This window comes from Bifidobacterium thermophilum (assembly GCF_002846655.1).
Lineage (GTDB): Bacteria > Actinomycetota > Actinomycetes > Actinomycetales > Bifidobacteriaceae > Bifidobacterium > Bifidobacterium thermophilum.
This window is the reverse complement of record NZ_PCGX01000009.1, coordinates 1-15,712: the sequence shown is the minus strand read 5'-3', so window position 1 is coordinate 15,712 and position 15,712 is coordinate 1. Positions and strand designations below refer to the sequence as shown.

The window sequence follows — 15,712 nt, the reverse complement described above, 5'->3', positions numbered from 1 at the left end:
CGCATATACGCCGGGCATGGGATTGAACAGGGCTCAGAGAGACGAACTGGACCGGCGGGTCCAGGCCATCGACTGGACGGACGAGGCGCGCGCGTTCGGCTCGCCGCAACGCCTCCAACTGGTCGACTGGATGCTGTCCAGCCGCATGGTCGAGGATGAGATACGCAAGTCGTTCCGCAACCCCGCGCAGGCGGAGCGGATGATCGAATACACGCGGCCGCGCATGGTCGAGAAGGTGACGGGCACGCCCATCGTGTCGAATCCGGCGCAATGGAATCCGGGCAACATCCTCGACCCGCAGCCCGACTGGAGTTTCTGCGGGTGGGTGCGGCGCACCACGTACACGATCAGCCACCGGAACGCGCGCCGCGTCCTCCACCCGCAGGTCCGGGACACGACGAGCTACGAGACGATGGGCGAAGACGGGGACGACCGGCTCACCGTGTTCGACCTGGCGGGCACCCGCCCCCTGGTGCCGGTCACGCCCGGCCTGTTCGACGCGCACCCGCGGCTGTGGGTGCTGCGCCCCGACCCGCCGCAGGCGCAGGCGATGCGCGCGCGGGTCGCGCGTCTCGGCGTGGATATCGTGCCCGCGATGATCGCCGGCACGGTGTTGGACAATCCGGAGTACCGGCATCTGGAGCCTGGCGACGTGGCCGCGCTCCTGTTGTCCCCGCTGCCCCAGGGGTCGCTCGCGTTGGCCGCAAGGATGACGCCGCCCCGCTACCGGCGGCTCATGAGCCTGTGGGCGCCCACCCAGTTGGCGTCGCCACGCCGGGTGGACGGGGCGGCGCTGCGTCGGGAATTGGATTCACTGGGCGGGGATATCCGCGCGTGGCGTACCGTCGGCACGGTCGTCGCCCGCCTGTCCGTGTGAGTACGGGTCGGGCGGGTCGAGCCGGAAGCCCAGGCCGAGCCCGACGGCGAGCAGCCATGCGGTGAGCCTGGCGCCGCCGGTCCGCCCGTCGAGCAGCCAGCCCAGGGTCGCGGTCGCGGGGCGGAACGGGTGCTGCCGGCGTGCGGTCCTGGGCTTGCGGCCGCCCGGCGAAACCGGCCGGCACCACTCGTAGGCCTGGGCGACGTGACGGCGGGCGACGAAGCGGGTCGCGCCGAAGACCGCCTGGTCGACCATCCAGACGTGGATGGCGAGGAGCCTGGGGTCCTGTTCGGTGCGGGCGATGAGCCATGGCAGGCAGTCGGTGTCGCCCCGGTCGGCTTTGCGTCGCAGTTCGGCCAGGCATTCGGCGCGCGCCTGCGCGGCGGCCGCGACCGGGTTCACCGTTTGCGTCCCTTCATGAAGTCCGCCTTGCGGCCGCCGGCCCACAGGCAGGCGTGGACCAGCCAGTCGGGTTCGGCCCCGGCGGGGTAGCCGGAGCGGCCCTGGTCGAGCATACGGGTGCTGGTCTTGTCCCATTGGCAGGTGCCGCCGAAGTGCGCGACGGGTGCGGTGACCTGCCGCCACCCGGCCTCGGGACGGGGTTTGGCGAGCTGCCCGCATTGGGCGAGGGCGAGGACGCGTTGCGGCTGGTGGATGGCGGCGAGCGCGTCGAGCCCGTCGTCGACCTGGCTGCCGGTGGAACCAATGATGAATATCATGCGGGCGAGCCCCAGGTCGATCATGGGGCGCATGACGCCGCCGGCGAAGGTGGTGGGGGTGGCCCAGAGGGTCGGGTCGACGCGGTCGGCGTCGACGATGATGATGTCGCAGGAGGTTTGGAGCGCGGTGATGGCGCTCCCGTAGAGGGTGACGAGGTCGCCGCGCCTGGGGTCGACGGGGCCGGGGAGGAGCGCGTAGGCGGCGTGGGTCTGGCCGGGCATGACGAGCGCATTGGGAAGGCTGTCGAGGGCGGCGTCCTCGAGGCCGCCGGTGCGGATTTTGAGGAAGGCGCGTTGGGATTGCTGGCCGGGGTTGCCGTCGATGAGGACGGTGCGCATGCGGCGGAGCCCCAGGGCGTGGGCGATGGCGCGTGCGGTGGTGCTTTTGCCCAGTCCGCCGGAGCCGCCGGTGACGAAGGTGACGGGCGCGAGATGATTCATATGGTCCGGCTATGCGGAAACCGGTGGCGGGAGGCGTGCTTCTGCCGCTTTTTTGCATTTTCCCGGTTTTCCCCGCCTTGATGATTAGTTGATGTTTTGGCTTGTGTTGCTAGTTTTCTGGTTTCTGATTGCTTGTTTTCCTGATTGTATGTGTGTTGATGATGGTTGGCTGGTTTGTTGTTTTCCGTTTTCTTGGTTTGCTGTGTCGTCTGGTTGTTGCTTGATGTTGGTGATTGTGTTGGTGAGTGGGGTGTTGTGTTTGTTGGTTGTGTTGCGTTTGGTTGGTGATGTTGCGTGAGTGGGGTGTTGCGTGAGTGGTGTGTTGCGTTTGTCGGGTGAATGTGTTTGTGAGTGGGTGGTGTTGCGTTTGTGATGTGGGTGTTTGTTGCGTTTGATTGGATATGCGGATTGGTGTCGTGGTTTGTCGTTGTTGTCTGCAGTCGGGGTTTGCAAGGGGGCGTGGTTTTTCTCGGGGGGTTTGCGGGGGGCGGTGTCGTCGTCGGGCCCGGCCTCGCGCGGCTCGCCTCCGGCCCCGGGGGGCGCGGACGCATTGGCCGGCGCGCATAGCGTGCGGGTGACCCGTTTGGTTTTGAAGAGAAAGGTCTCCTATGGGTTTCTTCGATGACAACAGCAGTCAGTGGAACGCGGAGCCGCAGCAGCCGGCCCAGGCGGAGGGGTTCGGAGAGGAGCCGGCCCAGGCCGAGCCGGAGCCGCAGCCGGAGCCCCAGGTCGAACCGACCCCGCAGCCGGAGCCGGCCAAGCCGAAGGCGCGCCCGTCGCACGCGGCGAAGACGCGGCTGGCGGTGGCGGACATCCGCCGGGTGCTTGACCTGTCGGCGCGCCTGGAGGACGGGCGGGTGGCCGCAGCGGTCCGGCCGTTCGCGACGGGCGATGACCGGGCGCAGCTGGTGTCGGCGCTCCTGTCGCCGCGTGTCGGCAAGGCGGCGCGTCTGCTCGTCTCGTGGGCGGGCGAGTCGGATGAGTTGAAGCGGAACGGCGAGGTCATCGCCGCGGGCGTGAAGGACGGTGCGGGTGTGCGTGATGCGATCCGCATGCTCGGCGCGCTGGTCCCGGACGCGGAGGGGCTGGATGCGCGTGACGTGTATGCGCGTGCGGCCGCGGTGACGCGCGCGGTCGGCCGTCTGGACGCGTCCGTCCTCGAAGGGCTTGCCTGATGGTGTCGCCGGGCGAGTTGACGCGCGCCCAGGTGGCGGGCGTGTTGAAGTGCCCCGAATCGTTCGTCGGCGTGCTGGCCGCCCGCGGCGTGCTGCCGTGGCCGGTGGATGTGCATGGCCTGTCGCGTGCGCGTCTGCGTCACCGGTGGCTGAATGTCCTGGGCGAGCCGGTGGGTGAGCGTGAGCTGGTGCGTATCGACCCGCGTTTGCATTTGCCGGCGTCGGGGACGACGATGCTGGGCGGCCGACGGTATGCGCCGTTGTGGCGTGTGCTTTCCGAGGCGTGGGCGTCGGACGAATCGGCTGCCGCCCTGTCCGAGCCGGCATTGCCGGTCCATGAGCAGGCGTCGCCGGATGAACCGGCTGCCGCCCTGTCCGAACCGGTTGCACCGGTTCAAGAACGGACTGTCGCCCTGTCCGAGCCGGCGTTGCCGGTTCGGGGACGGGCTTCCGCCCTGTCCGAACCGGTTGCACCGGTTCAAGAACGGACTGTCGCCCTGTCCGAGCCGGCGTTGCCGGTTCGGGACGCATGATAGAGGGTATGACCGATACCGAACCCCTGATGCTGTTCGACGCCGACCGTCCGCTCGTGCGGGCGGCCGGCGTTCGCGCCCCACGACGCCTGTCGTTCTCCCAGCTGTCCGCGTTCACGCAATGCCCCGGACGCTGGCTCGCGTCCCGTCTGCTCGACGTGCCGCCCGACTGGCAGTCCCCGCTCGTCCTGGGATCGCTCGCACACGGCGCCCTCGAGGCCGCCGTCCATGAGAGCCCGCAGGTGAACGCGCCCGACTGGCGGGTGGAGGTGGAGCGCGGCGTGGAGCGGATCCGCGCGCGCATCCGGAGGCGCGGCTGGGGCGACGACCCGCTGCCGGAAGGGGTGACCCGCCCGGACGGGTCGGTCGTCACCGCCACGGACTGGATGGACGCGGCCGCCGGACGCCTGGACGGGTTCGAGCTGGACATGGCGTTGGGCCGGCCCCCGGTCCCGGCGGCGACGGAACGTCACGTCGAGGGTGTCATCCAAGGCGTCCCCGTGTCCGGCGAGGTCGATTATCTCGACCGGTCGGGTGATGTGGTCGACTGGAAGACGGGGCGCGTCCCGTCCCGCCGGGACGGCAAACGCGCACACGCCGACCAGCTGCGCGTCTACCGGATGCTGCTGGGCGACGAGGGTGTGCCGGTCGCCAGCGCGGCCGACGTGTATGTGACGGCGGGCGGGACGCGCGTGGAGGCCGACCTGTCACGGGATGCGTTGGAGTCGACCGCCCGTTGGGTCGGACAGACGGGCCAGGCTATCGGCCGCGCCTGCGAGGCGCGGGTGTTCGACCTCAACCCGTCCCCGTTGTGCCCGTGGTGCCCGTTGGCCCGCGTCTGCCCGGTGGTGAGGGTCTCGGGGGCGCGGGGCCGCGAGACGGCGGGCTGTCAGCCGTTCGCCCCGTCCGACCCGCGGTTCGCCGTGGGCCGGCTTTCGGGGACGCATGACACGGACATATCGGACGGAAAGGAGCCGCGTATGGCGGACATGGATGAACTTATGGCGATGATGTCGGGCGAGACACCCGCGCCGAAACCGAAGCCGAAGGCGAAGCCGGCGGACCCGTGGGCGAGCGAGGCCGGACAGGCCGCACTCGACAAGTGGGGTGTCGGCGAACCGGAGGCCACGCCGAAGGAAGAACCAAAAGCCGAACCGAAGGAAGAGCCAAAGGTTGCGCCGAAGCCGGAACCGAAGCCCGCGACCCCACGCTGGCGGCCGAGCGACGGACGGCCCTACGACGCGCCCGTCATCAAGGGGAGCCTCAACACCGCGTCCTACGCGGTCACCCATCTCGAACTGACCGCCGCCCACGCATGGCGGTACGCCGCCGAACACTCATGCGACCCGCATGAGACGCTCATCGTCTGGCTGAAAGCCCAATGGGCGGTCGCCCAATGCGCGTGGCCGGAACTGAACCCGCCCGTCAAGGGACTGGCCGAAGGCCACCCCGATCCGGCGGGGCTCCTCGACTGGGCGCAGCATGTGTTCGTCCGCGACGCGGACCGCGCCCTGCGCGACCTGCTCGACGCGGACAGCACCAGCCGGCCGGGCGCCGCGACCGGACGGCAGGCGCTCGACTGCGTGACCGACGCGGCCCGCCGGGCCGGCGAATCGATGCAGGCGGTCCGCGCCCTGCTCGCATAATACCCAACCGGGAAACCGAACAACCCAAGTGAAAGGGGTCAGCAATGACCGCACAGGATAACACCGAGTACGCGATCCGCCGCGACGACGGACTGTATCTCTACGACGACACCATGGACGGCACCCATCCGGAGTGGGTGCAGCTGGCCGACAACGCCGCATGGTTCGGCACCGCCGCGGAGGCGCTCGCCTTCGCGGAACTCGCCGGCTACGCGACCGACGGCCGTCTCGACAAGGGCCTCGAGATGACCGACCGCCCGTGGGTGTGGGAGGAGGACATCGAGCCGGACGACACCGACCTGGAACTCGACCGGGAAGGCCTCTGAGAGAGCGGACAACAGGGGAGCGCCCCCGGAGCCATGACGGTTCCGGGGGCGCTCCCTTGTGATCGGTCAACGGCCGACGTCGATGCCGAGCCGTTTGAAATCATCCGCGTACGCGGCGTGGATGAACGAGCGCATCTCCGTCAGACGGGCGGGCGTCACGTCCCGCATCTTGCCGGTCGCCTTGTCCCGCTTCCGGGTCGTCCACCGGGTGTTGGCGAGCCGCTTGTCGCCCGGCCCCATTTTCAGGAACTCGGCGGCCGCCTGCGGGGTCAGGGCCTTACGGTAGGCGAGCATGCGGGCCACGTTCCCGTTGCCCCGCTCCGCGGACGCGCGGTCCAGCCGGTTCCAGCCGCGCCCCTCGGACGAACGGTTGGACCCGAGCATGCCGGACATGTTGCGCGGCGTACCGTTCCCGTAGCACACCTCGTAGAACACTTCGGCCTGCACGTTCGGATCCCCGTCCATCTGGCTCAGGGCGCGGCACATGTCATCGACCTGCGCCTTGTCGGGCACGCCGTTCGTCGGCTGCCAGAGCATGCGAAGATAGCTGCGCGCGTTCTTGCCCTTCGGTTCGGCAATCGACTGCCCGTTGCCGTCGCGCATGATTTCGCCGCGCTTATGCCCGTTCTTGTCGTCGGCCGCATACCGTTTCACCTTCGTGTAGTTGATGAACCGGAACGCGCCGTGCTTGTCGTTCGGGAAGCCCGCGCGGATGACGTTCGACGCGGCGGCCGCATCCTCCAGGTAGAGGCTGTTCAGCCGGTCCAGCGCCGCCTCCTGGTCGCGCCGGTGGGCGAGGCTGTGCGCGATGTAGGAGCCCGGAAGATACCGGGCGTTCGGACTGTGGTCGATGATGCCGCGCCGCGAGTACGGGCTGGCGAGCCGGAACGCGGCCTTCGCGCGGGCGCGCCTGGCGGACGGGGTCATCGCCGCGTCGCCCGTGTCCATCGGGTCGGCGAGCGCCTGGCGGACGGCCCTCTGGGTCTTCGGGTCGTGGACGAGTGTCGCCTGGTCGAGCCGGTGTTCGTCGGACTCCTGGAACAGCAGGTGCCCGTCCTTGTCGTCGATGCGCAGTCCGTCGCCGGTGACGTACACGCTGCCCGCCTGGTCGAGGATGCGGCGGGTCTCCTCCGCGTCCTCATACCGGGTGACCGCCTGTCCCGCGGGCGCGAAGGACGGGAGTCCGGCGGCGCCTCCCGTCGGATCGTGGTCGAATTGTCCGCCGGTGCCGCCCGGGCTTCCCGCGGGCTTTCTGGGCTGGTCCATGATGATGCTCCTCTCCGTGAAAGGGTGTTGGTCTTGCCGCCGTCCGGCTATGCGCCCGGCATAGGCGGGGTGTATGGCTTACCGTCAGCAACGTTCCCGTTCCCCCCGTCGTGACGAGGAGCGTCCCAGCCCGCATCCGCTGGTCATGGCGGGCGGCGTGGCGCTCGCCGTCCTCGCCGCCCTGCTCCGACTCCCGTGGGCGTTGCCGCTCGCCATCCTGTTCCCGGCCGCGGGGAGTGTGGCGCGCGGGCCCGTGAAGCCGACGGGACGCGACCCGTACGGCCGGCCCGCGCCCGCGCCCGGCATGGAGGCGAAACAGGACAAGGCGGCGCGTCGCGCCCGCCTGTGGTGCCCGCGCGTGACGGACGTGCTCGACCCGCGCCGGCCGCGCATGGCGTTCGGCCTGGGCCTGGGGCTGCTCACCGGCTGGCTGTGCCGCGCCCCATGGCTGGGCGTCGTGCAGGCCGTCTCCCTCATGGTGTTCGTCTGTCTGGCCGCGGAACGCTCCCGGGGCGGGGACGGCCCGTACCGGGTGAAACGCCGGTCCGTCACCTGGTCGAAGAAACAGGCGCGCCCCTCGCTTATCCTCGCCGGGGTCGGGCTGCTCGCCGGGTTGACGGGTTGGGCGTTGGGCGCGCCCGCCTGGCTGTTCGGACTCCCGTTCCTGCTCGCCCCTCTCCCCGCGTGGCGGGCCGTCAAGGGCGCTGGGGTCGCGTACCGGGCGGACCGGGACTCCGAGCGGATGCTCTCCGGGTGGATCGACGCGTCGCACTCGTTGAAGGTCGCCGCACCCCCCACCTGGCTGTCCGACACGAAACTCGGCGCGCACGGGGAGCGGCTGTTCCGGCTCCGGGTCGGCGGCCGGCAGGCGTGGGTCGACAAGTCCGTCCGGGATGCGATCCGCCCCGCCGCCCAGGCCGACGGGTATGACATCGCGTTCACCCTGGAGGAGGATGCGGACCATCCGAACGACGTGTGGGTGGATGTCGCGCCCATGGACCGGCCCGACCCGAAGGCGCTCGCCGCCGACCCGGTCGGCATGGTCGTCCGCTGCGACATGGAGGATGCGCGCCTGGGCTTCAACTACTCGTGCTGGCCCGCCCACTGCAAGCTCGACCAGGTCGGCACCGTGGACGGCAAACCGGCCGCGTTCAAGTGGACGATCCTGGGGCCGCAACCGGATTGGACGCGCGTCCGGCTCGACTGGCTGCGCGGCTCCACGGACGGGGAGCTGGGCGACTGGGGGACGCTCATCGGCGTCCACATGCTCGTCGACCCGTCGTTCGCGTTCGGCTGGGTGTGGGTCGGCGACCGGAAGGCCATCGACTTCGACGACCGGACCGCCTCCAAATGGTTCAACCATGATTTCAGCGCCACCCGGTCCGCCGCGCATTATCTTGACCTCATCGACAGGTGGGGGGCGGACGAGTCCGCGTGGGACACCGCGCTGGACGGGGGCAAACTGCCCGTGCCCGCCGCGTTCTACTACGACAACGAGCAGACCCTGGAGGCGGACGACGGGTGGACGCTCACCGCGATGCCCGTCGCCCTGCCCGGCAAGGGCTCCTACCAGGCGTTGGACTACATGGCGTTGGACGTGCGCCCCTCCATGGGGGATGCGACCGTCGCGGACGCGCTGCCGATGCGCAACCCGCGGGACAACGGCTGGTTCACCCGCTACTTCACCTGGGTGCGCTCCGACCCGGCGTTCCAGCCGGCCATCCCCGCCGCGTTGCGCGACCTGAAGGGCGACGGGCCGGCGGAGACGCTCATGGCGCGGGTCATCGTGTCCCGCGCGTGCGCGTCCGCGTTGAAACGGCCCGCCCTGGTCGGCGACCCCGTGCAGGCGGCCGGCCCGGACGCGGACTGGACGATGTGGCGCGTGCCGATCAGCCTGACCGGCGGCGTGACCGCCGCGGACGCGCGCAAGGCGCAGGTGCGTCTCCAGGCGTTGGCGGGCGCGGACGTGGCCTGGTGGCGGTGGCTGGACGCGGGCACGGTCGAATTGTGGGCGGGCGACCGGTTCTGCGACGACGAGGACGAGTGGGAGGATCCGGACGACTACCGGACCGCGCTCCGGCTCCGCCTGTCCGCCGCGTGGGCGGCCGCGAAGGCCGTCGCCCCGGACGGGCGCACCCCCGAGGCCATGGATATCACGCCCGCGCCGGGCGGCCTGACCCGTGTCGGCTTCGACATCCCCACCGGCCTGTCCCGGGAGAGCGTGGAGGCGTCGATGGATGATTTCGCCGCGAACGCCGGCTACTCGTATGTCGCGCCCGTCACGGCGACCCGGTTCACGCTCCTGCTCGGCACGCACGACCCGCTGCCCGACCGCGCCCCGAGCGACTGGACGCTCCTGAAACCCGGGACCCGGGTGCTGCCGTTCGGCGTGCAGGCCGACGGGCGGCCCGCCGTATGGGATCCGGCCGTCACCCCGCACCTGCTGGCCGCGGGCACGACCGGGTCGGGCAAAAGCTCCGTGTCGGTCACGCTCGTGTGCGCGGCGCTCCGCCTGGGCTTCCAGGTCGCGGTCGCCGACCCGTCGAAGGGCGCGAACGACTTCCGCCCCATCAAAGACCATCTGGTCGCGTTCTGCGACACACTGCCCGACACGTACGCCCTCGCCCAGTGGATGGTCGCCGAAATGCACCGGCGGGTCGCGCTCATCAAAGCCAACGGGGGCGGCGACCTGTTCGATCTGCCGGCCGACATCCGGCCCGCCCCGCTGCTCGTGCAGATCGACGAGTTCAATTCACTGCTCGGCAAGTCCGGCGGGAAACTGGATAACGCTTTAGGCGACCCGGATATCGACAACGCGAACGCGCGCATCGACTGGGAGAACGGGTTGCGGGCGACCATCGGCAATGACATCAGCCAGATCCTGACCCAGGCACGGTCGGCGGGCATCATGCTCCTGCTGGGCGCGCAGAAGCTGCGCGCGGAGGATGTGAAGTCGATGAGCCCGACGGCGCTCGGCATGCTCGGCCGCGTGTTCCTGGGGCTCGCGGACAATACGGCGGGCAACATCAGCCAGGCGAACGTCCGGGAGGCGAACCGGCTGCTACGTCAGGCCGCCAAGTCGGGCGGCATGCCGAAGGGGCGTGGCCTCTATGAGCCGCTCGGCGGGCAGGTGCGCATGGTGCAATGCTGGTGGTCGGGCGCCAGTCAGGAGCTCGCGGACGCCTGCGATGGGCTGCCGCGCCCCGCCCAAATCGACCTGTCCCGGTTCCGGCCGCCACAGCCGCGCACGGTGGGCGTGGCCGCGCCCGTGCCGGACGAAACGCCGGTCGAGGCGGCGCAGGCCTCCGAGGAGGACTGGGACTTCTGATCTAGACTGGATTCCGTCGGGACGCATGTCCTGCGCGACCCGACGGAAAGGAGCCGAGATGTTCGGAAAGACAAGAGGCAAGCGGCTGATCACCCGGGATGAGGCGCTGGGACTTCTGGCGACATCCCCGGAAGGCATGAGGATGCTGGAACGCCAAGGGTTTCTGCATGCGCTCCACCATGACATGTTTGATGCGGACGAGGTCAGGGAAGCCAGACGTGAACTTGACGGTCGACGTGCAGCTATGGCGGAATTGCACAGCATTAACGAAATGCTGGAAAATTGACCCGGGGCGGTGGCACTGCGCCTGCGGCATTCCTTGACACCAACGTGTTGTACGGGGGACTGGTATCCGACGTCTTTCTCTCACTGGCCGACACGGATAGGCCACTGTATGAGCCGAAATGGTCCTCCTACGTGGAAGACGAGTTGAGAGAGCATCTGACCGAACGTTTCACCCAATTAGGGTATGGGCACCCCCAGATGCTGACCGAAAGGAAAATCCATGTCATCGATACGGCCTTTCCAAAAGCGAATATCGGTGAGGTCGTCGTCGGCGACGATATACGACAGGCGGTCAGGGATCCGGACGACGCCCCGATATTGGCCGGTGCCGTATTCGCGCGCGCGGATGAACTGGTGACCTTGAATGTCAAAGATTTTCACGCCGATATCATCTCCCGGCGTTGGCGTATCGCCATATCGACCCCAAACGCTTTCCTTGAAAGACTGTACGCCGAGGACGACGAGGGATTCGCCGCGGCGATGGTGAAAATGGTCAAAGCCCATAGGAAAACGCCACGGACCCTACAAGAACTCGCAGAAACCTCCCAGAGACACGACGGCATCTCCGCACTTGGCGGCATTCTCGAACGCGAGATGGAACGGCAGCACGCCGCGATGCGGGCCGCCCGCCCCGTTTCGGGGCCGCAGGGGCGGGACCGACTTGGACGGTTCACCACGAAACACGGGGGCGCCTCTGACCTGCCGAACCCCCTGTATGGCATTTGGGGGCCGGACGGCAACGGCTGGGCCTAGTCCCCGGCCCGCTCCAGGCGGGCGAGCGCCCGGTCGAGGGTCCCCAGCCCCTGTTCCGGGTCGGCCGCGCAGTCGACCCGGGTTTCCGGCAGCGTCCCGCCGCCCTTGTAGTCGCGTGTCCGTTCAGCGAGCAGGGCGGCCCGGGTCTCGCATCGGGCGACCTGGAGCCGCCTGTCCCGCGCCTGCCGGGCATGCCATGCCGCGCCGCAAGCCAGGCCGACGGCCAGCAGGACGGCGAGGACGGCGAGCAGACCGCGGCGGAGGAGACGCCTGAACCGGCGGGCCTGCCACCGGTCCGCATCCGCGACGCCGCGGGCTATCAGCGTATCGAAATCGGAGGGGCGGCCCATGTCAGCGTTCCGGGGAGAGGGGCAGCCCGGGGTTCTCGGCGACGAGCGTCAATTCCGCAAGCGCGGCGTTCAACGCATGGGCGAGCCCGTACTGGCCCGTCTCGCAGGCGCGCCGAAACATGGTCTCCAGGCGTGCGGGCGTGTCCCGGGGCGCGTATCCGTCCGGGTTGACGGGCAGGGGGAGTGCGGGGGCGAGACGGGCGGCGGCGCGTCGTTCACGCGGCGTGCCGTTCGCCAGCCCGTTCGCCAGGCGCATGGTGTCGGCGGTCAGCTGCGGGTCGGTGATGATATCGGCCATGACGGTCCTTTCCGTTATCCAAGAGAAGATCAGTCCCCGTGCATGCGTCCTTGAAGCAGGACGTGCGCGGGCCGGTCCGGGTCGCGGGCCGGCCAGACGGTCACCGTGCCCGAGTATGCGCGTCCGTCGCGCCGCCACGTACAGTCCGTGTGGCTGTCGCGGGCGGCCAGCGTGTCCGGCGCCTTCAGGGGAGTGGGGCAGGCGAGCCGGCTGATCCGCGCCTCCTGTTCGACCCGCGTGGTGAAGTCGGCGGGACGGGGTGTGAGGAGGGCGCAGACGGCCATGGCGACGGCCAGTCCGGCCGCCACGGCGGCGGTCAGGGGTCGCCGCTCCAGGAGCGCGGCGAGGAACACCAGGGCGGCGAGCAGGCCGACGGCGGCGAGCGTCAGGAACAGGACGAGCGCCGTGTGGTGGGAGGCCGTCCAGCCGGACAGGTCAAGCTCGATGGTCGAGGTCATCATACAGACCGAGTTCCCGGTATCGGTCGGACATGGCGGAGGCGTCGTGCAGGACGACCGCCAGGGTGTAGGCGAGAAGGATGTCGGCGACAATCAGTGTGGTCATATGTCCCCGCTATGCCGCCGGGAGGGGCTGTGACACGATCGCAAAAACGGCCCGGAGGGTTCGTCATGCCTCAGCCCTACTGCGAGTAGGGCTGAGGGGGGTGGATGACGAGCGTGACGACCCATTTTCCCTTAAAGAGAGAAGACAGGTGAAAATCACGAAAATCGGGTCGTCATGTTCGTCATCCACCCCCTCAAACCCTTACGGGAGTAGGCGTTAGGCATGACGAACCGAAACGCCTGTTTTTGCGATCGGGCAAGGCCTCGGCACTGCCTTTTAGGGCGGCGCCAGTCGGAGGTGTGGTGGCGGTCAGGGTCGGTTCGCCGTTCCCGGATGTCCCCTATAAGAGAAGAAGAATATTTTTTTTGTTCTTCTCTTATATAGACAGGGTGGCGGTGTGCTTCACCCTGGTGCCCTCTTTCTGCCGTCTGCAAGCCACGGTGTCCGACCTTGGCACGATCGCAAAAATCGCCCGGAGGGTTCGTCATGCCTCACGCCTACTGCGAGTAGGGCTGAGGGGGGTGGATGACGAACGTGTCAAGGTGATTTTCGCAATTTTCACCTGTCTTCTCTCTTTAAGGGAAAATGGGCCGTCACGTTCGTCATCCACCCCCTCAAACCCTTACGGGAGTAAGGCGGAGGCATGACGAACCAAACGGCATGATTTTGCGATCGGGCAAGACTGCGGCATCGCCTCCCCGATGCGCCAGTTGGAGGCGGGAGACGGTTGCAGTCACCCCCGGATTTCCGAAACTCCCCTATAAGAGAAGAAGAATATTTTTTTTGTTCTTCTCTTATAGAGAGAGGGAGGGGTGGGTGCTTCACCTTGGTGTTCCTCCTCATCGCCACCTGCAGGCCGTGCCGCCGCCTTGACACGATCGCAAAAACGGCCCGTTCGGTTCGTCATGCCTCAGCCCTACTGCGAGTAGGGCTGAGGGGGGTGGATGACGAACATGTCAACCCGATTTTCGTAAATTTTCCCTACTCTCTCTCTTTAAGGGAAAACGGGTCGTCACGTTCGTCATCCACCCCCTCAAAGCCAAGCGGGAGTAGGGCGGAGGCATGACGAACCAAAACGCATGATTTTGCGATCGGGCTAGACCGTGGCATCGCCTTTCCGGGATACGCCAGTCGGGGTATTGCCGGCTCCCCGATTTCCGGATACTCCCTATAAGAGAAGAAGAATAATTTTTTTGTTCTTCTCTTATATAGACAGGGAGGGCGGTGTGCTTTACCCCGATGCCTTCCTTGCCACCGCCTGCAGGCCGTGGCTGTCGCCTTGACGCGATCGCAAAAATAGCCCATTTGGTTCGTCATGCCTCACGCCTACTGCGAGTAGGGCTGAGGGGGGTGGATGACGAACGTGTCAACCCGATTTTCGTAAATTTCCCCTACTCTCTCTCTTTAAGGGAAAACGGGTCGTCATGTTCGTCATCCACCCCCTCAAAGCCAAGCGGGAGTAGGGCGGAGGCATGACGAACCAAAACGCATGTTTTTGCGATCGGGCAAAGCCGGGCCAGGTCGGCGTCCGGGACGCATGACGCAGGTTGCATATGGGTGGATACCCGGGGATGCGGGTCCGTGACGGGACGCATGACCGGGCGTGAACACCGGCGACGGCCGCAGGGCCTTACGGGCGCCGCCCACCGAAAACCTATCCTTGCAAGGAGGAACAATGGCCGACGACAAGAAGAAGTTCATCACCGTCCCCGTCATGCTGCGCAACGTGCGCCTCGTGCAGACGTTCAACCTGTTCGAGCCCGACTCCGGCTCCAAGTACTCGGACGACAAATACCATCTCAACCTGCTCGTCTCCAAGGACGACAAGGAGAACATCGACGCCATCAACACCGCGCTGAAGCAGGTGACCGCCGAAGCCATCAAGGCCGGCGAACTGCCGCAGGAACAGACCATCGAGTTCGTCCGCAAGGCCATCACCGGCGGTTCGACCGACGAGTTCCCGTCCCCGCTCCATGACGGCGACAAGGACAAGAACGCCGACAAGTACACGTACCTGAAGGGCAATTGGCTGGTCCGCGCCTCCTCGAAGAACCCGGTCCGCTTCTACGACCGCCACGCCGAGCAGATCGAGGACGTGCCGGCCGCGAAGCGCGAGTTCTATCCGGGCGCCGTCGTGAACGCGAAGATCACGCTCATGGCGTTCGGCGCGAGCCGTGTCGCCTCCAACGGCGGCGTGACCGTGTGGGCGTCCGGCATCCAGAAGGCCGCCGACGGCGAGCGTCTGGGCGGCGCCTCCGACGGCTTCACCGACCTCGGCTCGGACAACGCGGACGGTTTCGCCCCGGCGGGCGCGACCGCCGACCCGTACGCCGCGATGGGCATGTGAGCGGGTATCGTCACCCATAGGACACAAGGGGACGGACGGGGGACCGTCCGCCCCCTTGTTCGCATATCGGGCCAACTGAAAGGAAACAGGCTTATGGACGATACCGGCTGGCTGTATGATTCACGGTTCAACGCGCCCCCGGACATCCCGTGGCACGACTTCGAACACCGTCGCAACCTCGTGGTCAACCGTCTGCGCGCCATCGACCCCGCGTGGGGGGAGAGGGCCGCCGAACGCCTCCACGACGTGGACGACGACCTTGCGCTCTACGGGTCCGGCGGGACGGCCGAACCCGACCGCTCCCAATTGCACGCCTGGGAGCTGTGGTGCCTGGAACGGCCGGTGAAGGGCATGCGCGGCGGTTCGACCGCGCTCGACTACGCCTGGAGGAGCGGCGACGGCCTGGTCAACTGGCTGACGACCGAACCCGACCGGGGGACGGCGGGGCGTATCGCCGTCGTGACCGGCACGCCGGTCATCCGCGTCTGGGTGGAGGGCGGCGACGGCCTGCCCGGCTCGTTCCGCCTGCTCGCCGTCCCGGTCGAACCCGACCCCGCCCGGCGGGCCGACCTCATGGCCGGCTGGCTGGCCGACGGCTCCCTGCCGCCCACGCGGGCGGTCATGCTCGACCGGCGGTACGGGCACTCCGACTAGCGACAACGGGGGCGGATTCTTCAAGAGTCCGCCCCTGTTTTGCGTCACGGGCGGCGAATGCCGGACGCATACCGGCGGGCATGCGCGTTTTCGATTGGCTGAAACCTTGGTCGGGCATGGTCCCGGACGCCTTCCATGGATTGTGGCCGC

17 protein-coding genes are annotated in these 15,712 nt (G+C 68.0%); 10 read left to right on the top strand and 7 right to left on the bottom strand.

The window, feature by feature from the left end; genetic code table 11:
* Positions 1-16 precede the first annotated feature (16 nt).
* Positions 17-877 (top strand): hypothetical protein, encoded by an 861-nt coding sequence (locus tag CQR48_RS05030; protein ID WP_101452235.1) that lies wholly within the window; start codon positions 17-19, stop codon positions 875-877.
* Here the strand turns inward: CQR48_RS05030 and CQR48_RS05025 are convergent.
* Positions 812-1,279 (bottom strand): hypothetical protein, encoded by a 468-nt coding sequence (locus tag CQR48_RS05025; protein WP_101452234.1) that lies wholly within the window; start codon positions 1,277-1,279, stop codon positions 812-814. The genes CQR48_RS05030 and CQR48_RS05025 overlap by 66 nt on opposite strands.
* Positions 1,276-2,037, bottom strand: coding sequence for a nucleotide-binding protein (locus CQR48_RS05020; RefSeq protein WP_101452233.1), 762 nt, complete (start codon positions 2,035-2,037; stop codon positions 1,276-1,278). Before CQR48_RS05020 ends, CQR48_RS05025 begins: the two co-directional genes overlap by 4 nt.
* Before the next feature lie 608 nt (positions 2,038-2,645).
* Here CQR48_RS05020 and CQR48_RS09405 point away from each other — a divergent pair.
* From CQR48_RS09405 to CQR48_RS05000, 4 genes are read left to right on the top strand one after another with little or no spacing between them, the layout of a single operon-like run.
* Positions 2,646-3,212, top strand: coding sequence for a hypothetical protein (locus tag CQR48_RS09405; RefSeq protein WP_101452232.1), 567 nt, complete (start codon positions 2,646-2,648; stop codon positions 3,210-3,212).
* Positions 3,212-3,745 carry a hypothetical protein gene (locus CQR48_RS05010; protein ID WP_101452231.1) on the top strand — a complete coding sequence of 178 codons (534 nt, stop codon included), beginning with the start codon at positions 3,212-3,214 and terminating at the stop codon, positions 3,743-3,745. The genes CQR48_RS09405 and CQR48_RS05010 overlap by 1 nt, the downstream gene beginning before the upstream one ends.
* A gap of 8 nt (positions 3,746-3,753) precedes the next feature.
* Positions 3,754-5,391: a PD-(D/E)XK nuclease family protein gene (locus tag CQR48_RS05005; RefSeq protein WP_180335119.1), complete on the top strand. Its 1,638-nt coding sequence runs from the start codon at positions 3,754-3,756 to the stop codon at positions 5,389-5,391.
* Positions 5,392-5,435: 44 nt separating this feature from the next.
* Positions 5,436-5,717, top strand: coding sequence for a hypothetical protein (locus tag CQR48_RS05000; RefSeq protein WP_101452229.1), 282 nt, complete (start codon positions 5,436-5,438; stop codon positions 5,715-5,717).
* 66 nt (positions 5,718-5,783) lie between these two features.
* On the opposite strand, the gene CQR48_RS04995 is transcribed toward CQR48_RS05000, so the two are convergent.
* Positions 5,784-6,983 (bottom strand): hypothetical protein, encoded by a 1,200-nt coding sequence (locus CQR48_RS04995; protein ID WP_101452228.1) that lies wholly within the window; start codon positions 6,981-6,983, stop codon positions 5,784-5,786.
* A gap of 73 nt (positions 6,984-7,056) precedes the next feature.
* Here CQR48_RS04995 and CQR48_RS09010 point away from each other — a divergent pair, with 73 nt between their 5' ends.
* Genes CQR48_RS09010 through CQR48_RS04980 form a run of 3 tightly spaced genes read left to right on the top strand, consistent with a single transcriptional unit; the run spans position 7,057 to position 11,349 of the window.
* Positions 7,057-10,311, top strand: coding sequence for an FtsK/SpoIIIE domain-containing protein (locus tag CQR48_RS09010; protein WP_143252492.1), 3,255 nt, complete (start codon positions 7,057-7,059; stop codon positions 10,309-10,311).
* A gap of 58 nt (positions 10,312-10,369) precedes the next feature.
* On the top strand, positions 10,370-10,597 hold the full coding sequence (locus tag CQR48_RS04985) for a hypothetical protein (protein WP_101452227.1): 228 nt from the start codon (positions 10,370-10,372) through the stop codon (positions 10,595-10,597).
* The gene (locus CQR48_RS04980; protein WP_101452226.1) at positions 10,594-11,349 is read left to right on the top strand and encodes a PIN domain-containing protein; all 756 of its coding nucleotides are present in this window, start codon (positions 10,594-10,596) and stop codon (positions 11,347-11,349) included. The genes CQR48_RS04985 and CQR48_RS04980 overlap by 4 nt, the downstream gene beginning before the upstream one ends.
* On the opposite strand, the gene CQR48_RS04975 is transcribed toward CQR48_RS04980, so the two are convergent.
* From CQR48_RS04975 to CQR48_RS09400, 4 genes are read right to left on the bottom strand one after another with little or no spacing between them, the layout of a single operon-like run.
* Entirely contained in the window at positions 11,346-11,699 is a 354-nt protein-coding gene (locus CQR48_RS04975; protein WP_101452225.1) for a hypothetical protein, read from the bottom strand. The genes CQR48_RS04980 and CQR48_RS04975 overlap by 4 nt on opposite strands.
* A 1-nt stretch (position 11,700) precedes the next feature.
* A complete protein-coding gene (locus CQR48_RS04970) occupies positions 11,701-11,997 on the bottom strand; it encodes a hypothetical protein (protein WP_101452224.1) in 297 nt (98 codons plus the stop codon).
* 29 nt (positions 11,998-12,026) lie between these two features.
* Entirely contained in the window at positions 12,027-12,458 is a 432-nt protein-coding gene (locus CQR48_RS04965; protein ID WP_143252491.1) for a hypothetical protein, read from the bottom strand.
* Entirely contained in the window at positions 12,433-12,561 is a 129-nt protein-coding gene (locus tag CQR48_RS09400; RefSeq protein WP_272867210.1) for a hypothetical protein, read from the bottom strand. The genes CQR48_RS04965 and CQR48_RS09400 overlap by 26 nt, the downstream gene beginning before the upstream one ends.
* Before the next feature lie 1,675 nt (positions 12,562-14,236).
* Here CQR48_RS09400 and CQR48_RS04960 point away from each other — a divergent pair.
* Both CQR48_RS04960 and CQR48_RS04955 read left to right on the top strand, forming a co-directional pair.
* Positions 14,237-14,908, top strand: a complete 672-nt coding sequence (locus tag CQR48_RS04960) for an ssDNA-binding protein (protein WP_101452222.1) — start codon at positions 14,237-14,239, stop codon at positions 14,906-14,908.
* Between the two features lie 93 nt (positions 14,909-15,001).
* Positions 15,002-15,562: a hypothetical protein gene (locus CQR48_RS04955; protein WP_101452179.1), complete on the top strand. Its 561-nt coding sequence runs from the start codon at positions 15,002-15,004 to the stop codon at positions 15,560-15,562.
* Positions 15,563-15,712 lie beyond the last annotated feature (150 nt).

Coding starts and splice junctions, on each gene's coding strand:
- CQR48_RS05020 (WP_101452233.1), bottom strand. CDS start 2,037: ATGAATCATCTCGCGCCCGTCACCTTCGTCACCGGCGGCTCCGGCGGA.
- CQR48_RS04960 (WP_101452222.1), top strand. CDS start 14,237: ATGGCCGACGACAAGAAGAAGTTCATCACCGTCCCCGTCATGCTGCGC.
- CQR48_RS09010 (WP_143252492.1), top strand. CDS start 7,057: ATGGCTTACCGTCAGCAACGTTCCCGTTCCCCCCGTCGTGACGAGGAG.
- CQR48_RS05000 (WP_101452229.1), top strand. CDS start 5,436: ATGACCGCACAGGATAACACCGAGTACGCGATCCGCCGCGACGACGGA.
- CQR48_RS04985 (WP_101452227.1), top strand. CDS start 10,370: ATGTTCGGAAAGACAAGAGGCAAGCGGCTGATCACCCGGGATGAGGCG.
- CQR48_RS04970 (WP_101452224.1), bottom strand. CDS start 11,997: ATGGCCGATATCATCACCGACCCGCAGCTGACCGCCGACACCATGCGC.
- CQR48_RS05010 (WP_101452231.1), top strand. CDS start 3,212: ATGGTGTCGCCGGGCGAGTTGACGCGCGCCCAGGTGGCGGGCGTGTTG.
- CQR48_RS04975 (WP_101452225.1), bottom strand. CDS start 11,699: ATGGGCCGCCCCTCCGATTTCGATACGCTGATAGCCCGCGGCGTCGCG.
- CQR48_RS05030 (WP_101452235.1), top strand. CDS start 17: ATGGGATTGAACAGGGCTCAGAGAGACGAACTGGACCGGCGGGTCCAG.
- CQR48_RS04955 (WP_101452179.1), top strand. CDS start 15,002: ATGGACGATACCGGCTGGCTGTATGATTCACGGTTCAACGCGCCCCCG.
- CQR48_RS09405 (WP_101452232.1), top strand. CDS start 2,646: ATGGGTTTCTTCGATGACAACAGCAGTCAGTGGAACGCGGAGCCGCAG.
- CQR48_RS04995 (WP_101452228.1), bottom strand. CDS start 6,983: ATGGACCAGCCCAGAAAGCCCGCGGGAAGCCCGGGCGGCACCGGCGGA.
- CQR48_RS09400 (WP_272867210.1), bottom strand. CDS start 12,561: ATGACCACACTGATTGTCGCCGACATCCTTCTCGCCTACACCCTGGCG.
- CQR48_RS04965 (WP_143252491.1), bottom strand. CDS start 12,458: ATGATGACCTCGACCATCGAGCTTGACCTGTCCGGCTGGACGGCCTCC.
- CQR48_RS05005 (WP_180335119.1), top strand. CDS start 3,754: ATGACCGATACCGAACCCCTGATGCTGTTCGACGCCGACCGTCCGCTC.